The 17,669-nt window shown below is 68.1% G+C and carries 30 protein-coding genes; 28 read left to right on the top strand and 2 right to left on the bottom strand.

The window, feature by feature from the left end; all coding sequences use genetic code 11:
• The 28 genes from rpsS to truA all read left to right on the top strand — a co-directional run bounded on the left by rpsS (position 1) and on the right by truA (position 15,054).
• Positions 1 to 282 (top strand): 30S ribosomal protein S19, encoded by a 282-nt coding sequence (gene rpsS / locus IF64_RS0115800; RefSeq protein WP_009152380.1) that lies wholly within the window; start codon positions 1 to 3, stop codon positions 280 to 282.
• Between the two features lie 30 nt (positions 283 to 312).
• Positions 313 to 723 carry a 50S ribosomal protein L22 gene (gene rplV, locus IF64_RS0115795; RefSeq protein WP_036876781.1) on the top strand — a complete coding sequence of 137 codons (411 nt, stop codon included), beginning with the start codon at positions 313 to 315 and terminating at the stop codon, positions 721 to 723.
• Positions 723 to 1,559: a 30S ribosomal protein S3 gene (rpsC, locus tag IF64_RS0115790; RefSeq protein WP_030532885.1), complete on the top strand. Its 837-nt coding sequence runs from the start codon at positions 723 to 725 to the stop codon at positions 1,557 to 1,559. The genes rplV and rpsC overlap by 1 nt, the downstream gene beginning before the upstream one ends.
• A 3-nt stretch (positions 1,560 to 1,562) precedes the next feature.
• Positions 1,563 to 1,982, top strand: coding sequence for a 50S ribosomal protein L16 (rplP, locus tag IF64_RS0115785; protein ID WP_030532884.1), 420 nt, complete (start codon positions 1,563 to 1,565; stop codon positions 1,980 to 1,982).
• Positions 1,982 to 2,233: a 50S ribosomal protein L29 gene (gene rpmC / locus IF64_RS0115780; RefSeq protein ID WP_030532883.1), complete on the top strand. Its 252-nt coding sequence runs from the start codon at positions 1,982 to 1,984 to the stop codon at positions 2,231 to 2,233. Before rplP ends, rpmC begins: the two co-directional genes overlap by 1 nt.
• On the top strand, positions 2,230 to 2,511 hold the full coding sequence (gene rpsQ / locus IF64_RS0115775; protein ID WP_030532882.1) for a 30S ribosomal protein S17: 282 nt from the start codon (positions 2,230 to 2,232) through the stop codon (positions 2,509 to 2,511). The genes rpmC and rpsQ overlap by 4 nt, the downstream gene beginning before the upstream one ends.
• An 81-nt stretch (positions 2,512 to 2,592) precedes the next feature.
• The gene (gene rplN, locus IF64_RS0115770) at positions 2,593 to 2,961 is read left to right on the top strand and encodes a 50S ribosomal protein L14 (RefSeq protein ID WP_030532881.1); all 369 of its coding nucleotides are present in this window, start codon (positions 2,593 to 2,595) and stop codon (positions 2,959 to 2,961) included.
• Positions 2,962 to 3,276, top strand: coding sequence for a 50S ribosomal protein L24 (gene rplX / locus IF64_RS0115765; RefSeq protein WP_030532880.1), 315 nt, complete (start codon positions 2,962 to 2,964; stop codon positions 3,274 to 3,276).
• Positions 3,276 to 3,845, top strand: coding sequence for a 50S ribosomal protein L5 (gene rplE / locus IF64_RS0115760; protein ID WP_030532879.1), 570 nt, complete (start codon positions 3,276 to 3,278; stop codon positions 3,843 to 3,845). Before rplX ends, rplE begins: the two co-directional genes overlap by 1 nt.
• 3 nt (positions 3,846 to 3,848) lie before the next feature.
• Positions 3,849 to 4,034, top strand: a complete 186-nt coding sequence (locus tag IF64_RS0115755) for a type Z 30S ribosomal protein S14 (protein ID WP_030532878.1) — start codon at positions 3,849 to 3,851, stop codon at positions 4,032 to 4,034.
• A 78-nt stretch (positions 4,035 to 4,112) separates the two neighbouring features.
• Positions 4,113 to 4,511, top strand: coding sequence for a 30S ribosomal protein S8 (gene rpsH, locus IF64_RS0115750; protein ID WP_030532877.1), 399 nt, complete (start codon positions 4,113 to 4,115; stop codon positions 4,509 to 4,511).
• Positions 4,512 to 4,527: 16 nt separating this feature from the next.
• Positions 4,528 to 5,067: a 50S ribosomal protein L6 gene (rplF, locus tag IF64_RS0115745; protein WP_030532876.1), complete on the top strand. Its 540-nt coding sequence runs from the start codon at positions 4,528 to 4,530 to the stop codon at positions 5,065 to 5,067.
• A gap of 2 nt (positions 5,068 to 5,069) precedes the next feature.
• Entirely contained in the window at positions 5,070 to 5,468 is a 399-nt protein-coding gene (gene rplR, locus IF64_RS0115740; RefSeq protein ID WP_030532875.1) for a 50S ribosomal protein L18, read from the top strand.
• Between the two features lie 34 nt (positions 5,469 to 5,502).
• Positions 5,503 to 6,144 (top strand): 30S ribosomal protein S5, encoded by a 642-nt coding sequence (gene rpsE, locus IF64_RS0115735; RefSeq protein ID WP_030532874.1) that lies wholly within the window; start codon positions 5,503 to 5,505, stop codon positions 6,142 to 6,144.
• Between the two features lies 1 nt (position 6,145).
• The gene (gene rpmD / locus IF64_RS0115730) at positions 6,146 to 6,331 is read left to right on the top strand and encodes a 50S ribosomal protein L30 (RefSeq protein WP_030532873.1); all 186 of its coding nucleotides are present in this window, start codon (positions 6,146 to 6,148) and stop codon (positions 6,329 to 6,331) included.
• Entirely contained in the window at positions 6,328 to 6,771 is a 444-nt protein-coding gene (rplO, locus tag IF64_RS0115725; RefSeq protein ID WP_030532872.1) for a 50S ribosomal protein L15, read from the top strand. The genes rpmD and rplO overlap by 4 nt, the downstream gene beginning before the upstream one ends.
• Positions 6,772 to 7,157: 386 nt before the next feature.
• Positions 7,158 to 8,465 (top strand): preprotein translocase subunit SecY, encoded by a 1,308-nt coding sequence (gene secY, locus IF64_RS0115720; protein ID WP_030532871.1) that lies wholly within the window; start codon positions 7,158 to 7,160, stop codon positions 8,463 to 8,465.
• A complete protein-coding gene (locus IF64_RS0115715) occupies positions 8,462 to 9,016 on the top strand; it encodes an adenylate kinase (RefSeq protein WP_030532870.1) in 555 nt (184 codons plus the stop codon). The genes secY and IF64_RS0115715 overlap by 4 nt, the downstream gene beginning before the upstream one ends.
• Positions 9,017 to 9,033: 17 nt before the next feature.
• Positions 9,034 to 9,843, top strand: coding sequence for a type I methionyl aminopeptidase (gene map, locus IF64_RS0115710; protein WP_051757908.1), 810 nt, complete (start codon positions 9,034 to 9,036; stop codon positions 9,841 to 9,843).
• 227 nt (positions 9,844 to 10,070) lie between these two features.
• A complete protein-coding gene (infA, locus tag IF64_RS0115705; protein WP_030532868.1) occupies positions 10,071 to 10,292 on the top strand; it encodes a translation initiation factor IF-1 in 222 nt (73 codons plus the stop codon).
• Positions 10,293 to 10,372: 80 nt separating this feature from the next.
• Positions 10,373 to 10,486 carry a 50S ribosomal protein L36 gene (rpmJ, locus tag IF64_RS0115700; RefSeq protein ID WP_024876314.1) on the top strand — a complete coding sequence of 38 codons (114 nt, stop codon included), beginning with the start codon at positions 10,373 to 10,375 and terminating at the stop codon, positions 10,484 to 10,486.
• 211 nt (positions 10,487 to 10,697) lie between these two features.
• Positions 10,698 to 11,075 (top strand): 30S ribosomal protein S13, encoded by a 378-nt coding sequence (gene rpsM / locus IF64_RS0115695; protein ID WP_030532867.1) that lies wholly within the window; start codon positions 10,698 to 10,700, stop codon positions 11,073 to 11,075.
• On the top strand, positions 11,075 to 11,266 hold the full coding sequence (locus IF64_RS0115690; RefSeq protein WP_030532866.1) for a hypothetical protein: 192 nt from the start codon (positions 11,075 to 11,077) through the stop codon (positions 11,264 to 11,266). The genes rpsM and IF64_RS0115690 overlap by 1 nt, the downstream gene beginning before the upstream one ends.
• Positions 11,267 to 11,282: 16 nt before the next feature.
• A complete protein-coding gene (gene rpsK, locus IF64_RS0115685) occupies positions 11,283 to 11,681 on the top strand; it encodes a 30S ribosomal protein S11 (RefSeq protein ID WP_030532865.1) in 399 nt (132 codons plus the stop codon).
• Positions 11,682 to 11,704: 23 nt separating this feature from the next.
• Entirely contained in the window at positions 11,705 to 12,310 is a 606-nt protein-coding gene (rpsD, locus tag IF64_RS0115680) for a 30S ribosomal protein S4 (protein ID WP_030532864.1), read from the top strand.
• A gap of 91 nt (positions 12,311 to 12,401) precedes the next feature.
• Positions 12,402 to 13,484 carry a DNA-directed RNA polymerase subunit alpha gene (locus IF64_RS0115675; RefSeq protein WP_030532863.1) on the top strand — a complete coding sequence of 361 codons (1,083 nt, stop codon included), beginning with the start codon at positions 12,402 to 12,404 and terminating at the stop codon, positions 13,482 to 13,484.
• Between the two features lie 77 nt (positions 13,485 to 13,561).
• Positions 13,562 to 14,149 (top strand): 50S ribosomal protein L17, encoded by a 588-nt coding sequence (rplQ, locus tag IF64_RS0115670; protein WP_030532862.1) that lies wholly within the window; start codon positions 13,562 to 13,564, stop codon positions 14,147 to 14,149.
• Complete coding sequence (gene truA, locus IF64_RS0115665) at positions 14,146 to 15,054, top strand: tRNA pseudouridine(38-40) synthase TruA (RefSeq protein WP_211252594.1); 909 nt, start codon at positions 14,146 to 14,148, stop codon at positions 15,052 to 15,054. The genes rplQ and truA overlap by 4 nt, the downstream gene beginning before the upstream one ends.
• Positions 15,055 to 15,130: 76 nt before the next feature.
• On the opposite strand, the gene IF64_RS0115660 is transcribed toward truA, so the two are convergent.
• Together IF64_RS0115660 and eccE are read right to left on the bottom strand one after the other, a co-directional pair.
• A complete protein-coding gene (locus IF64_RS0115660) occupies positions 15,131 to 15,847 on the bottom strand; it encodes a hypothetical protein (RefSeq protein WP_030532860.1) in 717 nt (238 codons plus the stop codon).
• A 43-nt stretch (positions 15,848 to 15,890) separates the two neighbouring features.
• Positions 15,891 to 17,069, bottom strand: coding sequence for a type VII secretion protein EccE (gene eccE, locus IF64_RS0115655; protein WP_051757897.1), 1,179 nt, complete (start codon positions 17,067 to 17,069; stop codon positions 15,891 to 15,893).
• Positions 17,070 to 17,669 lie beyond the last annotated feature (600 nt).

Genomic DNA, 17,669 nt, shown 5'->3' with positions numbered 1-17,669 from the left:
ATGCCGCGCAGCCTGAAAAAGGGCCCGTTCGTGGACGACCACCTGCTCAAGAAGGTGGACGCGCTCAACGAGTCGGGTAAGAAGACCGTGATCAAGACCTGGTCCCGTAGGTCCACGATCATCCCGGACATGCTCGGTCACACCATCGCGGTGCACGACGGCCGCAAGCACGTCCCGGTGTTCGTCACCGAGGCCATGGTCGGTCACAAGCTGGGCGAGTTCGCCCCGACGCGGACCTTCAAGGGCCACGTCAAGGACGACCGCAAGTCTCGTCGCCGCTGAAGCAGCGCACCTTAAGAGAAGGAAGTAACGATGAACGCGCGTAACGACGCGGTAGCCGAGCAGGACACCCTGCCGACGGCTTTCGCTCGGGCTCGCTTCGTCCGGGACTCGCCGACCAAGGTGCGCCGGGTGATCGAGCTGATCAAGGGTCAGAACGCCAACGAGGCTCTGACGACGCTGAAGTACTCCCCGCAGGCCGCGGCGTACCAGCTGTCGAAGGTGCTCGCCAGCGCCATGGCGAACGCCGAGAACAACCTGGACCTCGACCCCGACACGCTCTGGGTCAAGAACGCCTACGCCGACGAGGGGCCGACGCTCAAGCGGATTCAGCCGCGCGCCCAGGGCCGGGCCTACCGGATCCGGAAGCGCACGAGCCACATCACCGTCGAGGTCGAGTCCCGTCCTGAGGCGAAGAAGAGCAAGAAGGCAGGTGGCCGGTAGTGGGCCAGAAAATCAACCCGCACGGCTTCCGGCTCGGGATCACCACGGACTGGAAGTCCCGCTGGTACGCCGACAAGCAGTACAAGGACTACGTCGCCGAGGACGTGAAGATCCGCAAGCTCCTGTCCACGGGCATGGAGCGGGCCGGCATCTCCAAGGTGGAGATCGAGCGCACCCGTGACCGGGTTCGCGTCGACATCCACACCGCCCGTCCGGGCATCGTCATCGGACGTCGTGGTGCCGAGGCCGACCGCATCCGTGGTGCGCTGGAGAAGCTGACCGGCAAGCAGGTGCAGCTGAACATCCTCGAGGTCAAGAACTCCGAGGCCGACGCCCAGCTCGTCGCGCAGGGCATCGCCGAGCAGCTGTCCAACCGTGTCGCGTTCCGCCGTGCCATGCGCAAGGCGATCCAGACGTCGATGCGGTCGCCGCAGGTCAAGGGCATCCGCGTGCAGTGCAGCGGTCGTCTCGGCGGCGCCGAGATGTCCCGTTCCGAGCACTACCGCGACGGCCGGGTCCCGCTGCACACGCTGCGTGCCGACATCGACTACGGCTTCTTCGAGGCCAAGACGACGTTCGGCCGCATCGGCGTGAAGGTGTGGATCTACAAGGGCGAGCTCGTCGGCGGCCTCAAGGCCAAGGCCGAGCGGGACGCCGCAGCCGCGGCCGAGCGCGCGCCGCGCCGTGAGCGCCCGCAGCGGCGTCGCAGCGGTGCCTCGGGCACCACGCCGACGTCGACCGAGGCCGGCCGTGCCGCCAAGGCCGACACAGACGTCGCGTCCGCAAGCGCCCCCGAGGTCGCTTCGACGGACGCAGCAGAGAAGACGGAGGGCTGAGGCGTGCTCATCCCACGCAAGGTCAAGCACCGTAAGCAGCACGCACCGAAGCGCAAGGGTGCCGCCAAGGGCGGCACGAAGGTCACCTTCGGTGAGTACGGCATCCAGGCGCTCGAGCACGCCTACGTGACGAACCGGCAGATCGAGTCCGCTCGTATCGCCATGACGCGCCACATCAAGCGTGGCGGGAAGATCTGGATCAACATCTTCCCGGACCGCCCGCTCACGAAGAAGCCGGCCGAAACCCGCATGGGTTCCGGTAAGGGTTCGCCCGAGTGGTGGGTGGCCAACGTCAAGCCGGGCCGCGTGATGTTCGAGATGAGCTTTCCGAACGAGGCCGTGGCCCGCGAGGCCATGCGCCGCGCGATCCACAAGCTGCCGATGAAGTGCAGGATCGTGACCCGTGAAGGTGGTGAGTTCTGATGGCGGCAGCAGGAGTTGCTGCGTCGGAGCTGCGTGAGCTTACTGCGGAAGAGCTCGTGCTTCGGCTGAAGGAATCCAAGGAGGAGCTGTTCAACCTCCGATTCCAGATGGCTACCGGCCAGCTCGACAACAACCGCAGGCTCCGTACGGTCCGCGCGGACATCGCGCGCATCTACACCGTGATGCGCGAGCGCGAGCTCGGCCTCTCGATCGCGCCTGACGAGACTGACGAGAGTGAAGGTGCCGCATGAGCGAGCCGGTGCAGAAGGCTGACTCCGGTCGGAACTACCGGAAGGTCCGTGAGGGCCTGGTCGTCTCCGACAAGATGGACAAGACGATTGTCGTGGAGCTCGAGGACCGCAAGAAGCACCCGCTTTACGGCAAGGTCATGCGCTCGACCAAGAAGGTCAAGGCGCACGACGAGCAGAACACGGCCGGCGTGGGCGACCGCGTCATCGTGATGGAGACCCGGCCGCTGTCGGCGACCAAGCGGTACCGGCTGGTCGAGATCCGCGAGAAGGCCAAGTAATCAGGGGGCGGCAACAGCCCCATTCGTTCCGCCAGGCTCGGGGCGTGATCCCGAGAACCGGCGCGACATACAGGAGTTGACGTGATCCAGCAGGAGTCGCGACTGCGAGTCGCCGACAACACGGGTGCCAAGGAGATCCTGACCATCCGCGTGCTCGGTGGCTCGGGGCGGCGCTACGCGGGCATCGGCGACATCATCGTCGCCACCGTCAAGGACGCCATCCCGGGCGCCAATGTGAAGCGTGGTGACGTCGTCAAGGCCGTCATCGTCCGCACGGTGAAGGAGAAGCGTCGCGCCGACGGCTCCTACATCCGCTTCGACGAGAACGCCGCGGTGCTCATCAAGAACGACAACGAGCCGCGAGGCACGCGCATCTTCGGGCCGGTCGGGCGCGAGCTGCGCGACCAGAAGTTCATGAAGATCATCTCGCTGGCGCCGGAGGTGCTCTGAATGAAGGTCAAGAAGGGCGACACCGTTCTCGTCGTCTCGGGCAAGGACAAGGGCGCGAAGGGCAAGGTCATCAAGGCCGACCCCCAGGCTCAGAAGGTCCTCGTCGAGGGCGTGAACCGGATCAAGAAGCACACGCGGATCACCCAGACGCAGCGTGGAGCGGAGTCCGGCGGCATCGTCACGCAGGAAGCCCCGATCCACGTCTCGAACGTCATGGTCGTGGACTCGGACGGGAACCCGACGCGCGTCGGTTACCGCATCGGCGAGGACGGCAAGAAGGTTCGGATCTCGCGTAAAACCGGCAAGGACATCTGATGACCAGCGCAGAGACGACATACCCGACCCCGCGGCTGAAGGTCCGGTACCGCGAGGAGATCGCCGGCCAGCTGCGCGAGGAGTTCGACCTCAAGAACGTGCACCAGATTCCCGGTGTCACGAAGGTCGTCGTGAACATGGGCGTCGGCGACGCCGCTCGCGACAGCAAGCTCATCGAGGGCGCGGTGCGTGACCTCGCCGCCATCACCGGGCAGAAGCCCGAGGTGCGCAGGGCCCGCAAGTCCATTGCGCAGTTCAAGCTGCGCGAGGGCCAGCCGATCGGTGCGCGTGTGACGCTGCGCGGCGACCGCATGTGGGAGTTCCTGGACCGGCTGCTGAACATCGCGCTGCCGCGTATCCGCGACTTCCGCGGGCTGTCGAGCAAGCAGTTCGACGGGCACGGCAACTACACGTTCGGCCTGTCGGAACAGTCGATGTTCCACGAGATCGACCCCGACTCCATCGACCGCCCGCGCGGCATGGACGTCACGGTCGTCACCACCGCCACCACCGACGACGAGGGCCGTGCGCTGCTTCGCAAGCTCGGCTTCCCGTTCAAGGAGAACTGAGCAATGGCCAAGAAAGCACTCATCGCCAAGGCCGCCCGGAAGCCGAAGTTCAAGGTGCGTGCCTACACCCGTTGCCAGCGCTGCGGCCGGCCGCACTCGGTGTACCGCAAGTTCGGCCTCTGCCGCATCTGCCTGCGGGACATGGCGCACGCGGGGCAGCTGCCCGGCGTGAGCAAGTCGAGCTGGTGAAGGCGCCCCGATAACTCCCACTTCGCCACAGGCCCCGGACAGCCGGGGAACCAGGGCGAGAAAGGTTGACAGGTCACCATGACGATGACCGACCCGATCGCAGACTTTCTGACACGTCTGCGGAACGCGAACTCGGCGCACCACGACGAGGTGACGCTCCCGCACTCGAAGATCAAGGAGAACATCTCCGAGATCCTCAAGCGTGAGGGTTACATCGCGGACTACCGCACCGAGCCCGGCGAGAAGCACAAGAACCTCGTCGTGCAGCTCAAGTTCGGTCCGAACCGTGAGCGCAGCATCGCCGGCCTCCGCCGCGTGTCGAAGCCGGGTCTGCGTGTGTACGCGAAATCCAACAACCTGCCGAAGGTTCTCGGTGGCCTCGGCGTCGCGATCATCTCGACGTCGGCCGGCCTCCAGACCGACCGTCAGGCCATGCGCAACGGCGTGGGCGGCGAAGTCCTCGCCTACGTCTGGTAAGGGAGGGGACAAGGCAATGTCACGCATTGGGAAGCTGCCGATCACCGTCCCCTCCGGGGTCGAGGTGAACATCGACGGCCAGCACGTGTCGGTCAAGGGCCCGAAGGGCACCCTCGAGCACACGGTGCCCGAGCCGATCACGGTCGAGCGCGATGAGGACGGCGCGCTGCTGGTCAAGCGCCCGGACGACGAGCGCGAGAGCCGTGCCCTGCACGGCCTCACGCGGACGCTGGTGAACAACCTGGTCGTCGGCGTCAGCGAGGGCTACGAGAAGAAGATGGAGATCCACGGGGTCGGTTACCGCGTGCAGGCCAAGGGCTCGGACCTCGAGTTCGCCCTCGGCTACAGCCACCCGGTTCTGATCAAGGCTCCGGAGGGCATCACGTTCAACGTGGAGAGCCCGACGAAGTTCTCGGTGGCCGGCATCGACAAGCAGAAGGTCGGCCAGACCGCTGCGGTCATCCGCAAGCTGCGGCGTCCTGACCCCTACAAGGGCAAGGGCCTGCGTTACGAGGGTGAGCGCATCCGTCGCAAGGTCGGAAAGACGGGTAAGTGATCATGAGCGAAACGGTTACGAAGCGCAGGCCGATCGGCAAGGACGTCTCGACCCGTCGCCGCGTGAGCAAGGCTCGCAGGCACAACCGGCTGCGCAAGAAGATCTTCGGCACCGCGGAGCGTCCGCGGCTGTCGGTGAAGCGCTCCTCCCGGCACATCTACGTGCAGCTGATCGACGACGTCGCGGGCCACACGCTGGCTGCTGCGTCGACGCTCGAGGCCGACGTGGCCGCCGTCGAGGGCGACAAGAAGGCCAAGGCCGCCAAGGTCGGCGAACTGGTGGCCTCCCGCGCCAAGAGCGCGGGTGTCGAGTCCGCGGTGTTCGACCGGGGCGGCAACGCCTACCACGGCCGGATCGCGGCGCTGGCCGACGCCGCTCGCGAAGCGGGGTTGGAATTCTGATGGTGAGCAAGTTCGAGAACGGAAGGAACGCCTGATGCCGGGACGTACGCGGCAATCCGGCGGCCAGGGCGGACCCGGCGAGCAGCAGAACCGCGAGCGCGGTGGCGGCCGGGACCGCAGGGACCGTCGTGACGGTGGCCGTGGCGGGGCGGCCCAGGACAAGAACCCGCACCTCGAGCGCGTTGTAGCGATCAACCGCGTGGCCAAGGTCGTCAAGGGTGGTCGTCGCTTCAGCTTCACCGCTCTGGTCGTGGTCGGTGACGGCGACGGTCAGGTCGGCGTCGGCTACGGCAAGGCCAAGGAGGTGCCCGCGGCGATCGCCAAGGGCGTCGAGGAGGCCAAGAAGAACTTCTTCCGCGTGCCCCGCATCGCAGGCACCATTCCGCACCCGGTGCAGGGTGAGGAAGCCGCCGGTGTGGTGCTGCTCCGTCCGGCCAGCGCCGGTACCGGTGTCATCGCCGGTGGCCCGGTGCGTGCCGTGCTGGAGTGCGCGGGTGTGCACGACGTGCTGTCCAAGTCGCTCGGCAGCGACAACGCGATCAACATCGTGCACGCGACCGTGGCCGCGCTGAAGGGCCTGTCCCGTCCGGAGGAGGTGGCGGCCCGTCGCGGTCTGCCGCTCGAGGACGTCGCGCCGGCGCGCATGCTGCGCCAGCGTGCGGGACAGGAGGCCTGACATGGCGCAGCTGAAGGTCACCCAGATCAAGAGCACGATCGGGACGCGGCAGAGCCACCGGGACACCTTGCGTACCCTGGGACTGCGGAAGATCCGTCAGTCCGTGGTCCGTGAGGACACCCCCGACGTTCGCGGTCTGGTCCACACGGTGCGGCACCTGGTGAGCGTGGAGGAGGTCAAGTCATGACCATCAAGATCCATGACCTGAAGCCCGCACCCGGCGCCAAGCGCGACAAGATCCGCGTCGGCCGTGGTGAGGGTTCCAAGGGCAAGACCGCCGGTCGCGGTACGAAGGGCACCAAGGCCCGGAAGAACGTGCCCGCCGGCTTCGAGGGTGGGCAGATGCCCATCCAGATGCGGCTTCCGAAGCTCCGTGGCTTCAAGAACCGCTTCCGTACCGAGTACCAGCCGGTGAACGTGGGCGACATCGCTCGCGTGTTCGCCGACGGCGGCAAGGTCGGCAAGGACGAGCTCGTCGAGAAGGGCCTCGTCCGCAAGGGCCACCTGGTCAAGGTTCTCGGCAACGGCGACGTCGAGGGCGTCAAGCTCGAGGTCTCCGCCGACGCGTTCTCCAAGAGCGCGAAGGAGAAGCTCGAGGCAGCGGGTGGCTCGGCCACCACGCTCTGACGCTCCGCGAGCAGCCAGAACCGACCGCGGCCCGTCCGGTACCCACCGGACGGGCCGCGGTCGTTGTGCGTTCAGGTGCTCCCGAGGGCCCTATGGTCGCGTTGAACGCAACTATGGGGCCCTTGGGAGCTTCCTCCGGGCCCACGGCTGTAACCCCGCTGTGAAGCCCGTGCGACTTAGGTAGGTAGCCTGTGGTCACTTGGGCAACTCGCTGAATTGCCAGCTGCGACGGCTGTTAGAGTCGACGACGCGCTTGGGGCACCCGTGTGTGCTCGGGCGCTGTCTGGCCCAGCCCGCCAGCGAAGTTGAGTTGTCCCGTCGGCGGAGAAAGACCGTCGGCCAAGCCGATCGCCGGCACGTCCGGCGACGTCGAGGAGGTCCCCCGCGTGCTCAGCGCCTTCCGCTCGGCTCTCGCCACGCCGGACCTGCGCAAGAAGATCCTGTTCACGTTGATGATCGTCGCCGTGTACCGACTCGGCGCGGTCATCCCAGCGCCTGGCGTGTCGTACAACAGCGTGCAGGCTTGTCAGGCGCAGGTCGAGACGCAGAGCTTCTACTCCCTGCTGAACCTGTTCAGCGGTGGTGCGCTACTCCAGCTCTCCATCTTCGCGACGGGCATCATGCCGTACATCACGGCGAGCATCATCGTGCAGCTGCTCACGGTGGTCATCCCGCACTTCGAGGAGCTGAAGAAGGAGGGCCAGTCCGGTCAGAGCAAGCTCACGCAGTACACGCGGTACCTGACGATCGCGCTGGCGATCCTGCAGGCCACCGGCGTCATCGCGCTGGCAGAGCGCGGCGGGATGTTCCCGAACTGCACCGAGCAGATCTTCCCGGACAACAGCGTCGTCGCCATGGCGCTGACGGTGCTGACGATGACCGCGGGCACCGCGGTGATGATGTGGATGGGCGAGCTCATCACCGAGCGCGGCATCGGCAACGGCATGTCGCTGCTGATCTTCCTGAACATCGCCGCCCAGATCCCGGCAGAGGGTGCGAACATCCTCAGCCAGAACACGCCTGTCGTGTTCGCCTTCGTCTGCCTGCTGGCACTGCTGATCATCGCGAGCGTCATCTTCGTCGAGCAGGGCCAGCGCCGGATCCCGGTGCAGTACGCGAAGCGGATGGTGGGCCGTCGCATGTACGGCGGCACCTCGACCTACCTGCCGATCAAGGTCAACCAGGCGGGTGTGATCCCGGTCATCTTCGGTTCGTCGCTGCTGTACCTGCCGGACCTGCTGAGCAACATGATCGGAGACCCGAACAATGCGTCGGGTTTCCAGCGCTTCGTCCAGACGTACGTCAGTGACCAGGGCAGCTGGGTGCACATCATCCTGTACTTCGCCCTGATCATCTTCTTCACGTACTTCTACATCACGATCACCTTCAACGTTGACGATCGCGCCGAGGAGATGAAGAAGTTCGGCGGCTTCATCCCGGGTATCCGTCCGGGCAGGCCGACCGCCGAGTACTTGCGCTTCGTGCTGAGCAGGATCACGTTGCCGGGCTCGATCTACCTTGGCATCGTGGCAATCCTGCCGAACTTCTTCCTGTCCATCACCGGTGAAGGTCAGAACCAGAACTTCCCGTTCGGCGGAACGGCGGTCCTGATCATGGTCGGTGTCGGACTGGACACTGTGAAGCAGATCGAAAGCCAGCTCATGCAGCGCAACTACGAAGGGTTCCTCCGATGACGCGTGTGCTCCTTGTTGGTCCTCCCGGAGCGGGCAAGGGAACGCAGGCCGTCGCTCTCTCCGAGCGGCTCGGCGTTCCGCACATCTCGACAGGTGATCTGTTCCGCGCCCACGTGGGCAACGAGACGCCGCTGGGCCAGGAGGCCAAGCGGTACATGGACGCCGGCGAGCTCGTGCCCGACTCCGTGACCAACGAGATGGTGCGCGAGCGGCTGGAGGAGCCGGACGCCAAGGCCGGGTTCCTGCTGGACGGCTTCCCCCGCAACACGAAGCAGGCCGACGAGCTCGGCGACATGCTGGCCGCGCAGAACACGGCGCTCGACGGCGTGATCGAGCTGAAGGTCAGCGAGGACGAGCTGGTGGAGCGCCTGCTGGCCCGCGGCCGCAGTGACGACACCGAGGACGTCATCCGTCGCCGCCAGGAGGTCTACCGTCAGGAGACCGCGCCGCTGCTGGAGTACTACGCGGACATCCTCGTAACCGTCGACGGTGTCGGCGAGGTCGACGAGGTCTCGCAGCGTGTGCTGGACGGGCTCGGCAAGAACTCGTGAATCTGCTCGGCCTGCGTATGCCGCGGTGGGTTCGCCGCGGCGGTTCGATCCCAGCCAAGTCGCGTGGTGAGCTCGAAGCCATGCGTGCGGCGGGGCTGATCGTGTCCCGGACGCTCGCCGCCGTCACCGAGGCGGCCAAGCCCGGGGTGAGCACGCTCGAACTGGACGCGTTGGCCGAACAACTCATCAGGGATGCCGACGCCGTGCCCTCGTTCAAGGGCTACCACGGCTTTCCCGGATCGATCTGCGCGTCGGTCAACGACCAGATCGTGCACGGCATCCCGTCGGCGGAGCTGGTCCTCGCGGACGGCGACCTGTTGTCGGTGGACTGCGGGGCCATCCTCGAGGGCTGGCACGGCGATTCGGCGGTCACGATCTGTGTCGGGGACGTGAGGGAGCCCGACCGGAAGCTGTCGGCCGCGACGAGGTCGGCGATGCAGGCCGGGATCGACGCCGCGGTGGCGGGCGCGAGGCTGACCGACATCTCGCACGCCATCGAGACCGAGGCACTGGGCAGGAGCCTCGAGGACGGCGTCGACTACGGCATGATCGAGGAGTACGGCGGACACGGCATCGGCCGCGAGATGCACATGGAGCCGTTCCTGCCGAACGTCGGCAAGCCGGGACGCGGCCCTGAGCTGCGGCCGGGCGTCACCCTGGCGATCGAGCCGATGCTCACCGGTGGTTCGGGCGACACCGTCGAGCTCGACGACGGGTGGACGGTCATCACCGACGACGGGTCCCGCGCCGCGCACTGGGAGCACACCGTCGCGGTCACCGAGGACGGCCCCTGGGTGCTCACGGCACCCGAGCAGCAGGCCTCCTGAGCGCTCCGCATCTACCACAAGCGGCCCCGGTTTGGGAGTCGTGACACGGGGTGCGTAAACTGTCTAGCTGGCGTGCCTTCCACGCCGATTCCTGGGGCACCTGGTCACGGCAGGTAGCGGAGTTTCGGTTTCGCGACTCCCTGCGGTCTGACCGCGTGTCGGAATCGGTGAGGCGTGTGCGCCAGTCCAGGTAAGCACCGCTCAACCAATCACGAATTGCGGAGTACATGGCGAAGAAAGACGGGGCCATTGAGGTAGAAGGCCGCGTGATCGAGCCGCTCCCCAACGCGATGTTCCGCGTCGAGTTGGAGAACGGCCACAAGGTCCTGGCCCACATCAGCGGCAAGATGCGGCAGCACTACATCCGCATCCTGCCTGAAGACAAGGTGGTCGTGGAGCTCTCGCCCTACGACCTGTCTCGTGGTCGCATCGTCTACCGCTACAAGTGATCACGGAGAGCGTGGCGGATACCTGCGGCGTCCTAGTCCGCTAGGGCACACGGTTATTCGACACGACGAAAGCAGGAGACGTGAAGGTCAAGCCGAGCGTCAAGAAGATCTGCGACAAGTGCCAGGTCGTCCGGCGGCACGGCCGGATCATGGTGATCTGCGACAACCTGCGCCACAAGCAGCGCCAGGGCTGACGCAGCTCGTCACTTGTCGACAGTGACCTGACACTGTGACACCTCAACCTCCCCGAACCTGCTCGAACCGGGTGACACCGGTCGGGTTCGACCCCCGGGACTTCAGGCCGGGGCCGGGACACCGTTCGCGAGAGCGGGCGGAGACGCGAGTCGTCCCGGAAGTGGTCGGGGAGCAGACCTGAAGACGAACTCGAAGGAGCATCAAGCGCCAATGGCACGACTCGCTGGCGTCGATCTTCCCCGCGAGAAGCGGCTGGAGATCGCGCTGACCTACATCTACGGCATCGGCCGCACCAGCTCGAAGCAGATCATCGCCGCGACGAGCCTGAACCCGGACACCCGGGTCAAGGACCTCGCCGACGACGACCTGGTCAAGCTGCGTGACCACATCGAAGAGAACTTCAGGGTCGAGGGTGACCTCCGCCGCGAGGTGAACGCCGACATCCGTCGGAAGATCGAGATCGGCTGCTACGAGGGTCTCCGCTGGCGCCGTGGCCTTCCGGTCCGCGGTCAGCGCACCAAGACCAACGCGCGTACGCGCAAGGGCCCGAAGAAGACGGTCGCCGGCAAGAAGAAGGCAGGCCGCTGATGACGGTCGTACGCACGAAGCGGCGTGCCATGCGGATGGGAACCGGTTCCCGCCGCAACCACGCGACGTCGCCGAAGTCGCTGTACGCCCGTCCGATGGCGCTCCGCGAGCTGTACTCCGACGCCGGAACGATCATCCGGCGCGGACACCAGGAAGCCGCCGCGGCCGCCGACGAGAAGCACTCGCGCTAACGAGGAGATCACCCGAATGCCACCCCGCAGTGGCGGCGCCAAGAAGGTGCGCCGCAAAGAGAAGAAGAATGTTGCCCACGGGCACGCTCACATCAAGAGCACGTTCAACAACACGATCATCTCCATCACCGACCCGAACGGTGCGGTGATCTCGTGGGCCTCGTCCGGCCACGTCGGCTTCAAGGGCTCGCGTAAGTCCACGCCGTTCGCCGCGCAGATGGCCGCCGAGAACGCCGCCCGCAAGGCCGCCGAGCACGGCATGAAGAAGGTCGACGTGTTCGTGAAGGGCCCGGGCTCGGGTCGCGAGACCGCGATCCGTTCGCTGCAGGCCGCCGGCCTCGAGGTCGGCACCATCCAGGACGTGACCCCGCAGCCGCACAACGGCTGCCGCCCGCCGAAGCGTCGTCGGGTCTGAGGAACGGGGAGGAGTAAACAGAAATGGCTCGTTACACCGGCCCCGCGACGCGTCTGTCGCGTCGCCTCAAGACCGACCTCATCGGCGGCGACCAGGCCTTCGAGCGTCGTCCCTACCCGCCGGGCCAGCACGGCCGCGGCCGGGTCAAGGAGAGCGAGTACCTGCTTCAGCTGCAGGAGAAGCAGAAGGCCCGCCACACCTACGGCGTGCTCGAGCGCCAGTTCCGCCGCTACTACGAAGAGGCCGCCCAGCGGCCCGGTAAGACCGGCGAGAACCTGCTGCAGATCTGCGAGTCGCGTCTGGACAACGTCGTGTACCGCGCAGGCATCGCGCGGACCCGTCGCCAGGCTCGTCAGCTCGTGAGCCACGGCCACTTCACGGTCAACGGCAAGAACGTGAACGTGCCGAGCTACCGGGTGTCGAAGTTCGACATCATCGACGTGCGCCCCAAGTCGGCGCAGATGCTGCCGTTCGTGGCCGCGAAGGAGGCGCTCGGCGAGCGCCCCGTCCCGGCCTGGCTGCAGGTCGTGCCCTCGTCGCTGCGCATCCTCGTGCACCAGCTGCCCGAGCGCGCGCAGATCGAGGTCCCGGTGCAGGAACAGCTGATCGTCGAGTTCTACTCGAAGTGATCGCCGGCGGCGGCGCGGCCGATCCGCGCCGCCGCTCCGCCACCCCTTTCGGCGTCATATGGCGGGCGCCGGCAGGAAAGGACAAGGAACAGTGCTGATTTCCCAGCGACCGGCTCTCGGCGAAGAGACGGTCAACGAGACCCGGTCCCGGTTCACCATCGAGCCGCTCGAGCCGGGCTTCGGCTACACGCTCGGCAACTCGCTTCGGCGCACGTTGCTGTCGTCGATCCCGGGTGCTGCTGTCACGAGCATCCGTATCGACGGCGTCCTGCACGAGTTCACCACCGTCCCGGGGGTGAAGGAGGATGTCACCGAGATCATCCTGAACCTCAAGGAGCTCGTGGTGTCCTCCGAGGAGGACGAGCCCGTCACCATGTACCTGCGCAAGCAGGGCCCCGGTGAGGTCACCGCGGCGGACATCGTCCCGCCGGCCGGTGTGACCGTGCACAACCCGGATCTGCACATCGCCTGGCTGAACGACAAGGGCAAGCTCGAGGTCGAGCTCGTCGTCGAGCGCGGCCGCGGCTACGTGCCTGCCCTGCAGAACAAGCAGGCGGGTGCCGAGATCGGCCGGATCCCGGTCGACTCGATCTACTCGCCGGTGCTGAAGGTGACGTACAAGGTCGAGGCCACGCGTGTCGAGCAGCGGACCGACTTCGACAAGCTGATCCTGGACGTGGAGACCAAGCCGTCGATCACGCCGCGCGACGCCGTCGCGTCGGCGGGCAAGACGCTCGTCGAGCTGTTCGGCCTCGCCAGGGAGCTCAACGTCGACGCGGAGGGCATCGAGATCGGCCCGTCGCCGCAGGAGGCGGACACCATCGCCGCCTACGCGATGCCGATCGAGGACCTGGACCTGACGGTGCGGTCCTACAACTGCCTCAAGCGCGAGGGGATTCACACGGTCGGCGAGCTGGTCTCGCGCAGCGAGGCCGACCTGCTCGACATCCGCAACTTCGGTGCGAAGTCGATCGACGAGGTGAAGATGAAGCTCGTCGGCCTCGGCCTCGCGCTCAAGGACAGCCCGCCCGGGTTCGACCCGACGACCGCGGCCGCCAACTACGACGACGGTGGCGAGGGCTGGGGCGACGACATGTCCGTCGGCGTTCCCGGTGGCTTGTCCGACGATGGCCACGACGATGGCCAGGACTACGCAGAGACGGAGCAGTTGTAAGACCCGACGACGGTGGCCGGTCGCGCCCAGCGGCCGGCCACCGGGTCTGACAGCTGAGAAGCTAACGAGGAGAACCGATGCCCACCCCCACCAAGGGACGCCGTCTCGGTGGATCGCCGTCGCATGAGCGGCTGATGCTGGCGAACCTGGCCACGTCGCTGTTCGAGCACGGCAAGATCACGACCACCGAGGCCAAGGCCAGGCGTGTCCGGCCGCTCGCGGAGAAGCTGATCACGAAGGCCAAGCGCGGCGACGTGCACAACCGGCGTCAGATCATGCGGACCATCCGCGACAAGGACGTCGTGCACAAGCTGATCGACGAGATCGGCCCGCACTTCTCCGACCGCAACGGTGGCTACGTCCGCATCACCAAGACGCTGCCGCGCAAGGGCGACAACGCCCCGATGGCGGTCATCGAGCTGGTGGCGGAGAAGACCGTGACGTCGGAGGCCGAGAAGGCTCGCGGCACCAAGTTCGCGGCCGACGAGAAGGCCACCGAGGAGAAGGCCGCCGAGAGCGCGGAGAGCGCAGAGTCCGCGGACTCCGCCGACTCCGCGGACAGCGCTGACTCGGCTGACAGCGCCGACTCGGCCGACAGCCCGGCCGCCGAGTCGGACGAGCAGGCCGACGACAAGGCCGAGTCCGAGAAGAAGGACGAAGCCTGACAGGCAGTTCCGCATCGAACGAGCCCGCCGTTCCCACTGGGGAGGGCGGGCTCGTTCGTCTGCGTCTGGAGGTCTCCTACGACGGCACGGACTTCTCCGGATGGGCGCGCCAGCCGGGCAGGCGCACCGTGCAGGGGGAGTTGGAGGAGGCGCTCGCGAAGCAGCCTCCGGGGGCCGCCGTGCCCAGGTCGGTGGTCGTCGCCGGGCGCACCGACGCCGGAGTGCACGCCGCGCGGCAGGTGGTGCACGTCGACGTCGAGCCGTACGAGGGGCAGCCGACGTCGCGCCGGTTGACCGTCGACGAGCGTGGCCTGCCGGACCTGGACCGGATGCGTCACCGGTGGAACCGCATCCTGCCGCCCGACGTGCGCGTGCTGGACACGCGCGTGGCCCCGGACGGTTTCGACGCGCGCTTCTCCGCCGTCCGCCGGCACTACCGCTACCAGGTGTCCGACGCGCCCTGGGGCGTCGACCCGCTGCGGCGCAGGGACACGCTGGCCCATCCGCGCCCGCTGGACGTCGACGCCCTGCAGCAGGCCTCTCAGGACCTGCTGGGCCTGCAGGACTTCGCGGCCTACTGCAAGCATCGCGAGGGTGCGACGACGATCCGGGAGTTGCAGCGCTTCACGTGGCGCAGGGTGGGCGAGTACGAGGTGCACGCCGAGGTCTCGGCCGACGCGTTCTGTCACTCGATGGTGCGCAGCCTCGTCGGTGCGCTGCTGATGGTGGGCGACGGCAGGCGCGACGTGGAGTGGCCGCACCGCGTGCTGGACAGCCAGGTCAGGGAGAGCGCGGTCGCCCCCGCGCACGGGCTGACCCTCGTGGCCATCGACTATCCCCCGGACGCCCACCTGGCCACCAGGGCAACCCAAACGAGAGCCCTCCGGGACACCCCGCGCGCCTGACCCCAATGCGCCCGAGGGCCCCATGGTTGCGTTCAACGCAACCATGGGGCCCTCGGGGGCTTTGAAACGCGGGCAGTCAGTCGCCTCGGCGGACGGGGCCGAGGATGGCCTGCTCCTTGCCGGTGGTGACGAGGCGGAGCGGGCGCCACAGGTTGCGGCCGAGCGCCACCACCTGGTCGTCCTTGAGGGTCGTCAACTGCCTGCTCATCTGCTGGGGCAGTCGCCAGATCTGTGCGGCCAGGTCGGCCTGGCCCGCGGGCAGCCGCTGCATGAGGACGAGGTCGGCGCCGTTGGCGACCGCCGTGGCCTGCGGGTGCAGGTACGGCAGCACGTACACCGTCGTCTGCCAGGGCGAACGTGGTGGGAACAGGTCCTGCGGTGTCGGCCCGCCGTCGTTGACCACGAGCAGCGGTGCGTCCTCCGACGGCCTTGGCAGCTCGACGGGGGAGAGCCTGCGGATCTGTACCAGCGGCGACGGCTGGCCGTTCTGCGTGCCGGCGGCCTTCTGCAGCACGTGCCATGCCGCCGGACGTCCCGTGGCGACGATGCACCACGCGCCGACGGCCATGGCCCGCATGGCCACCTGACGGGCCAGGTACAGCCCGCCGACAAGCACGATGCGGGTCGGCACCGAACGCAGCGCCGACACCGTCAGTGGCTCGCCCTGCAGCCCGGAACCGAGGATGATGCCGCCCCGGTCGCCCGACGGGCTGACGGCGTCCAGCAGTGCGGGATCGGCGACGAACTCGGGCGCCACGCCGTCGAGTTTTGTGGGGTCCTGCAGTCGGCTCATTTCTCGATTCCCCCTCGCTGCGCGCGCGTCGTTCCGGCCCGGCTCATGCGTTGCCTCCGAGCGGGATCGTCGCGGCCAGTCCCTCGGTCTGCTTGCCACGGAGCGGGGTCAGCGTGACACCCACCCGCTCGGCGAGGCTGTCGAGCCGCTGGTCGGCGGCGTCGAGCTCGCGCGGGTTACGGGCGCTCACGCGCACCACGCCGCGCAGCGACACCTTGCCCTCGTCCTCGGCGGGCGAGATCGACATGCCGACGGTGGACGACAGCGCCCGCACGCTGGTCAACGCGTTGAGGTTCGCCGTGACCTTGCCCTTCGGCCAGCCCGTGATCGCGTAGCTGGCGTGCCCGATGCCCGCGGCCGTGACGCCCGTCCACTTCTCCTTGAGCGCCACCTTCTGCCCGGAGCCGACGACCCCGGTGAGCTCGGCGGCCGACACCCCGGCGCGCAGCAGCTCGTCGGCGTTCAGTGGCCGCGTGGGCACGCCGTTGGACTCGAGGGCATTGCGGACTCGCGACAGTGCACCCATCAGCGCGCGGTGGGCGCCGACGACGCCGCCGCCACGTTCCTGCACCGCCGCTGCGCAGCGCTTCGGGTCCAGTCGCAGCGAGATCCACGTGGTCCGCCGCGCGGCGGCGGGAAGCGGCCCGAGGACCTCCATGTACGAGCTCAGCGCGGGCGAGTCGGCGGGCAGCGCAGCGCTGCCGGGGTAGCAGTGCCAGGTCATCTGGATGGAGTCGAGCACGACCCCGCGGTCCTCGAGGCACGGAGCCAGCGCCGACAGCGGCAGGCTCGGTGCGCCGCCCGCCTGCGTGATGAGTGCGGGCGTCGGCTCGACGAGGAGCACGGCCGTCCACGTGCCGTCGTGCCAGGCGAGGCCGACGTCGGAGTGTTCGTGGTCCTTGCCGTGCGCCACGATCAGGCCGGGGATCGCCAGCCGCAGCAGGTTGACGCGCACGTCGTCGCCGCCGATGACGGTCTCCTCCTCGTCGGCCACCGTTTCGATGGACTTCGGAGGGGGCGGCGTCGCGGTGCGTGCCCGCGTGCGGAACGTGTATCGCGTGGTCAGGCCCGCCCACTGGGTGAACCACTGGCCGTTCCAGCGCAGCAGGGCGAGCACGACGGTCACGCCCAGGATGCCGACGCCGACCCACAGCAGCGACTGGCTGATCGCCAGCAGGATCAGCCCGATCGCCAGCCCGACCTCGACGAGGACGACGTTCATCACCGGGAACGGGCCGAGGCTCGCACCGTGGGTCCGCTTGTGTGCGGGCGGGGCGTTGCGGGGCTGTGGTTCCGGGGGTTTCGGCGGAGTCGGCTCCTGGCCTCCGGGACCTCCCGGACCACCGGAACCGCCAGGGCCTCCCGGACCACCGGGGCCACCGGGACCACTGCCACCGGGGCCGCCAGGTCCGCCAGGTCCGCCGGGGCCACCGGGACCGCCGGGGCCACTGCCACCCGGACCTCCCGGACCGCTCGGTCCTCCCGGGCCGGGACGTCCGCCGCCGGGCCCGCCCGGTCCCTGCGGACCGCCGGGCCGCTGGGGGCCGCCTCCGCCGGGTCCTGCGGGACCTCCCGGACCACCTGGACCACTCGGGCCACTCGGACGGCCGGGGCCACCGGGACCGGAGGGGGCAGGCGGCTTGCCGGGGCCTGCCGGCCCCTTCGGTGCGGGTCCGCCCGGGCCGGGACCTCCCGGTCCAGCCGGGCCTCCGGGACCTGCCGGGCCTCCGGGGCCGGGACGACCCGGACCCGCGGGTCCCTGCGGACGCTGCGGCGGTCCCGGTGGCCGCCCTCCGGGAGGCGGTGGGCCCGATGAGCGTGG

The sequence above is a fragment of the Prauserella rugosa genome, from assembly GCF_000719975.1.
GTDB lineage: Bacteria > Actinomycetota > Actinomycetes > Mycobacteriales > Pseudonocardiaceae > Prauserella > Prauserella rugosa.
Note: the sequence above shows the minus strand (reverse complement) of the source record. Positions and strands in the feature narration are given on the sequence as shown.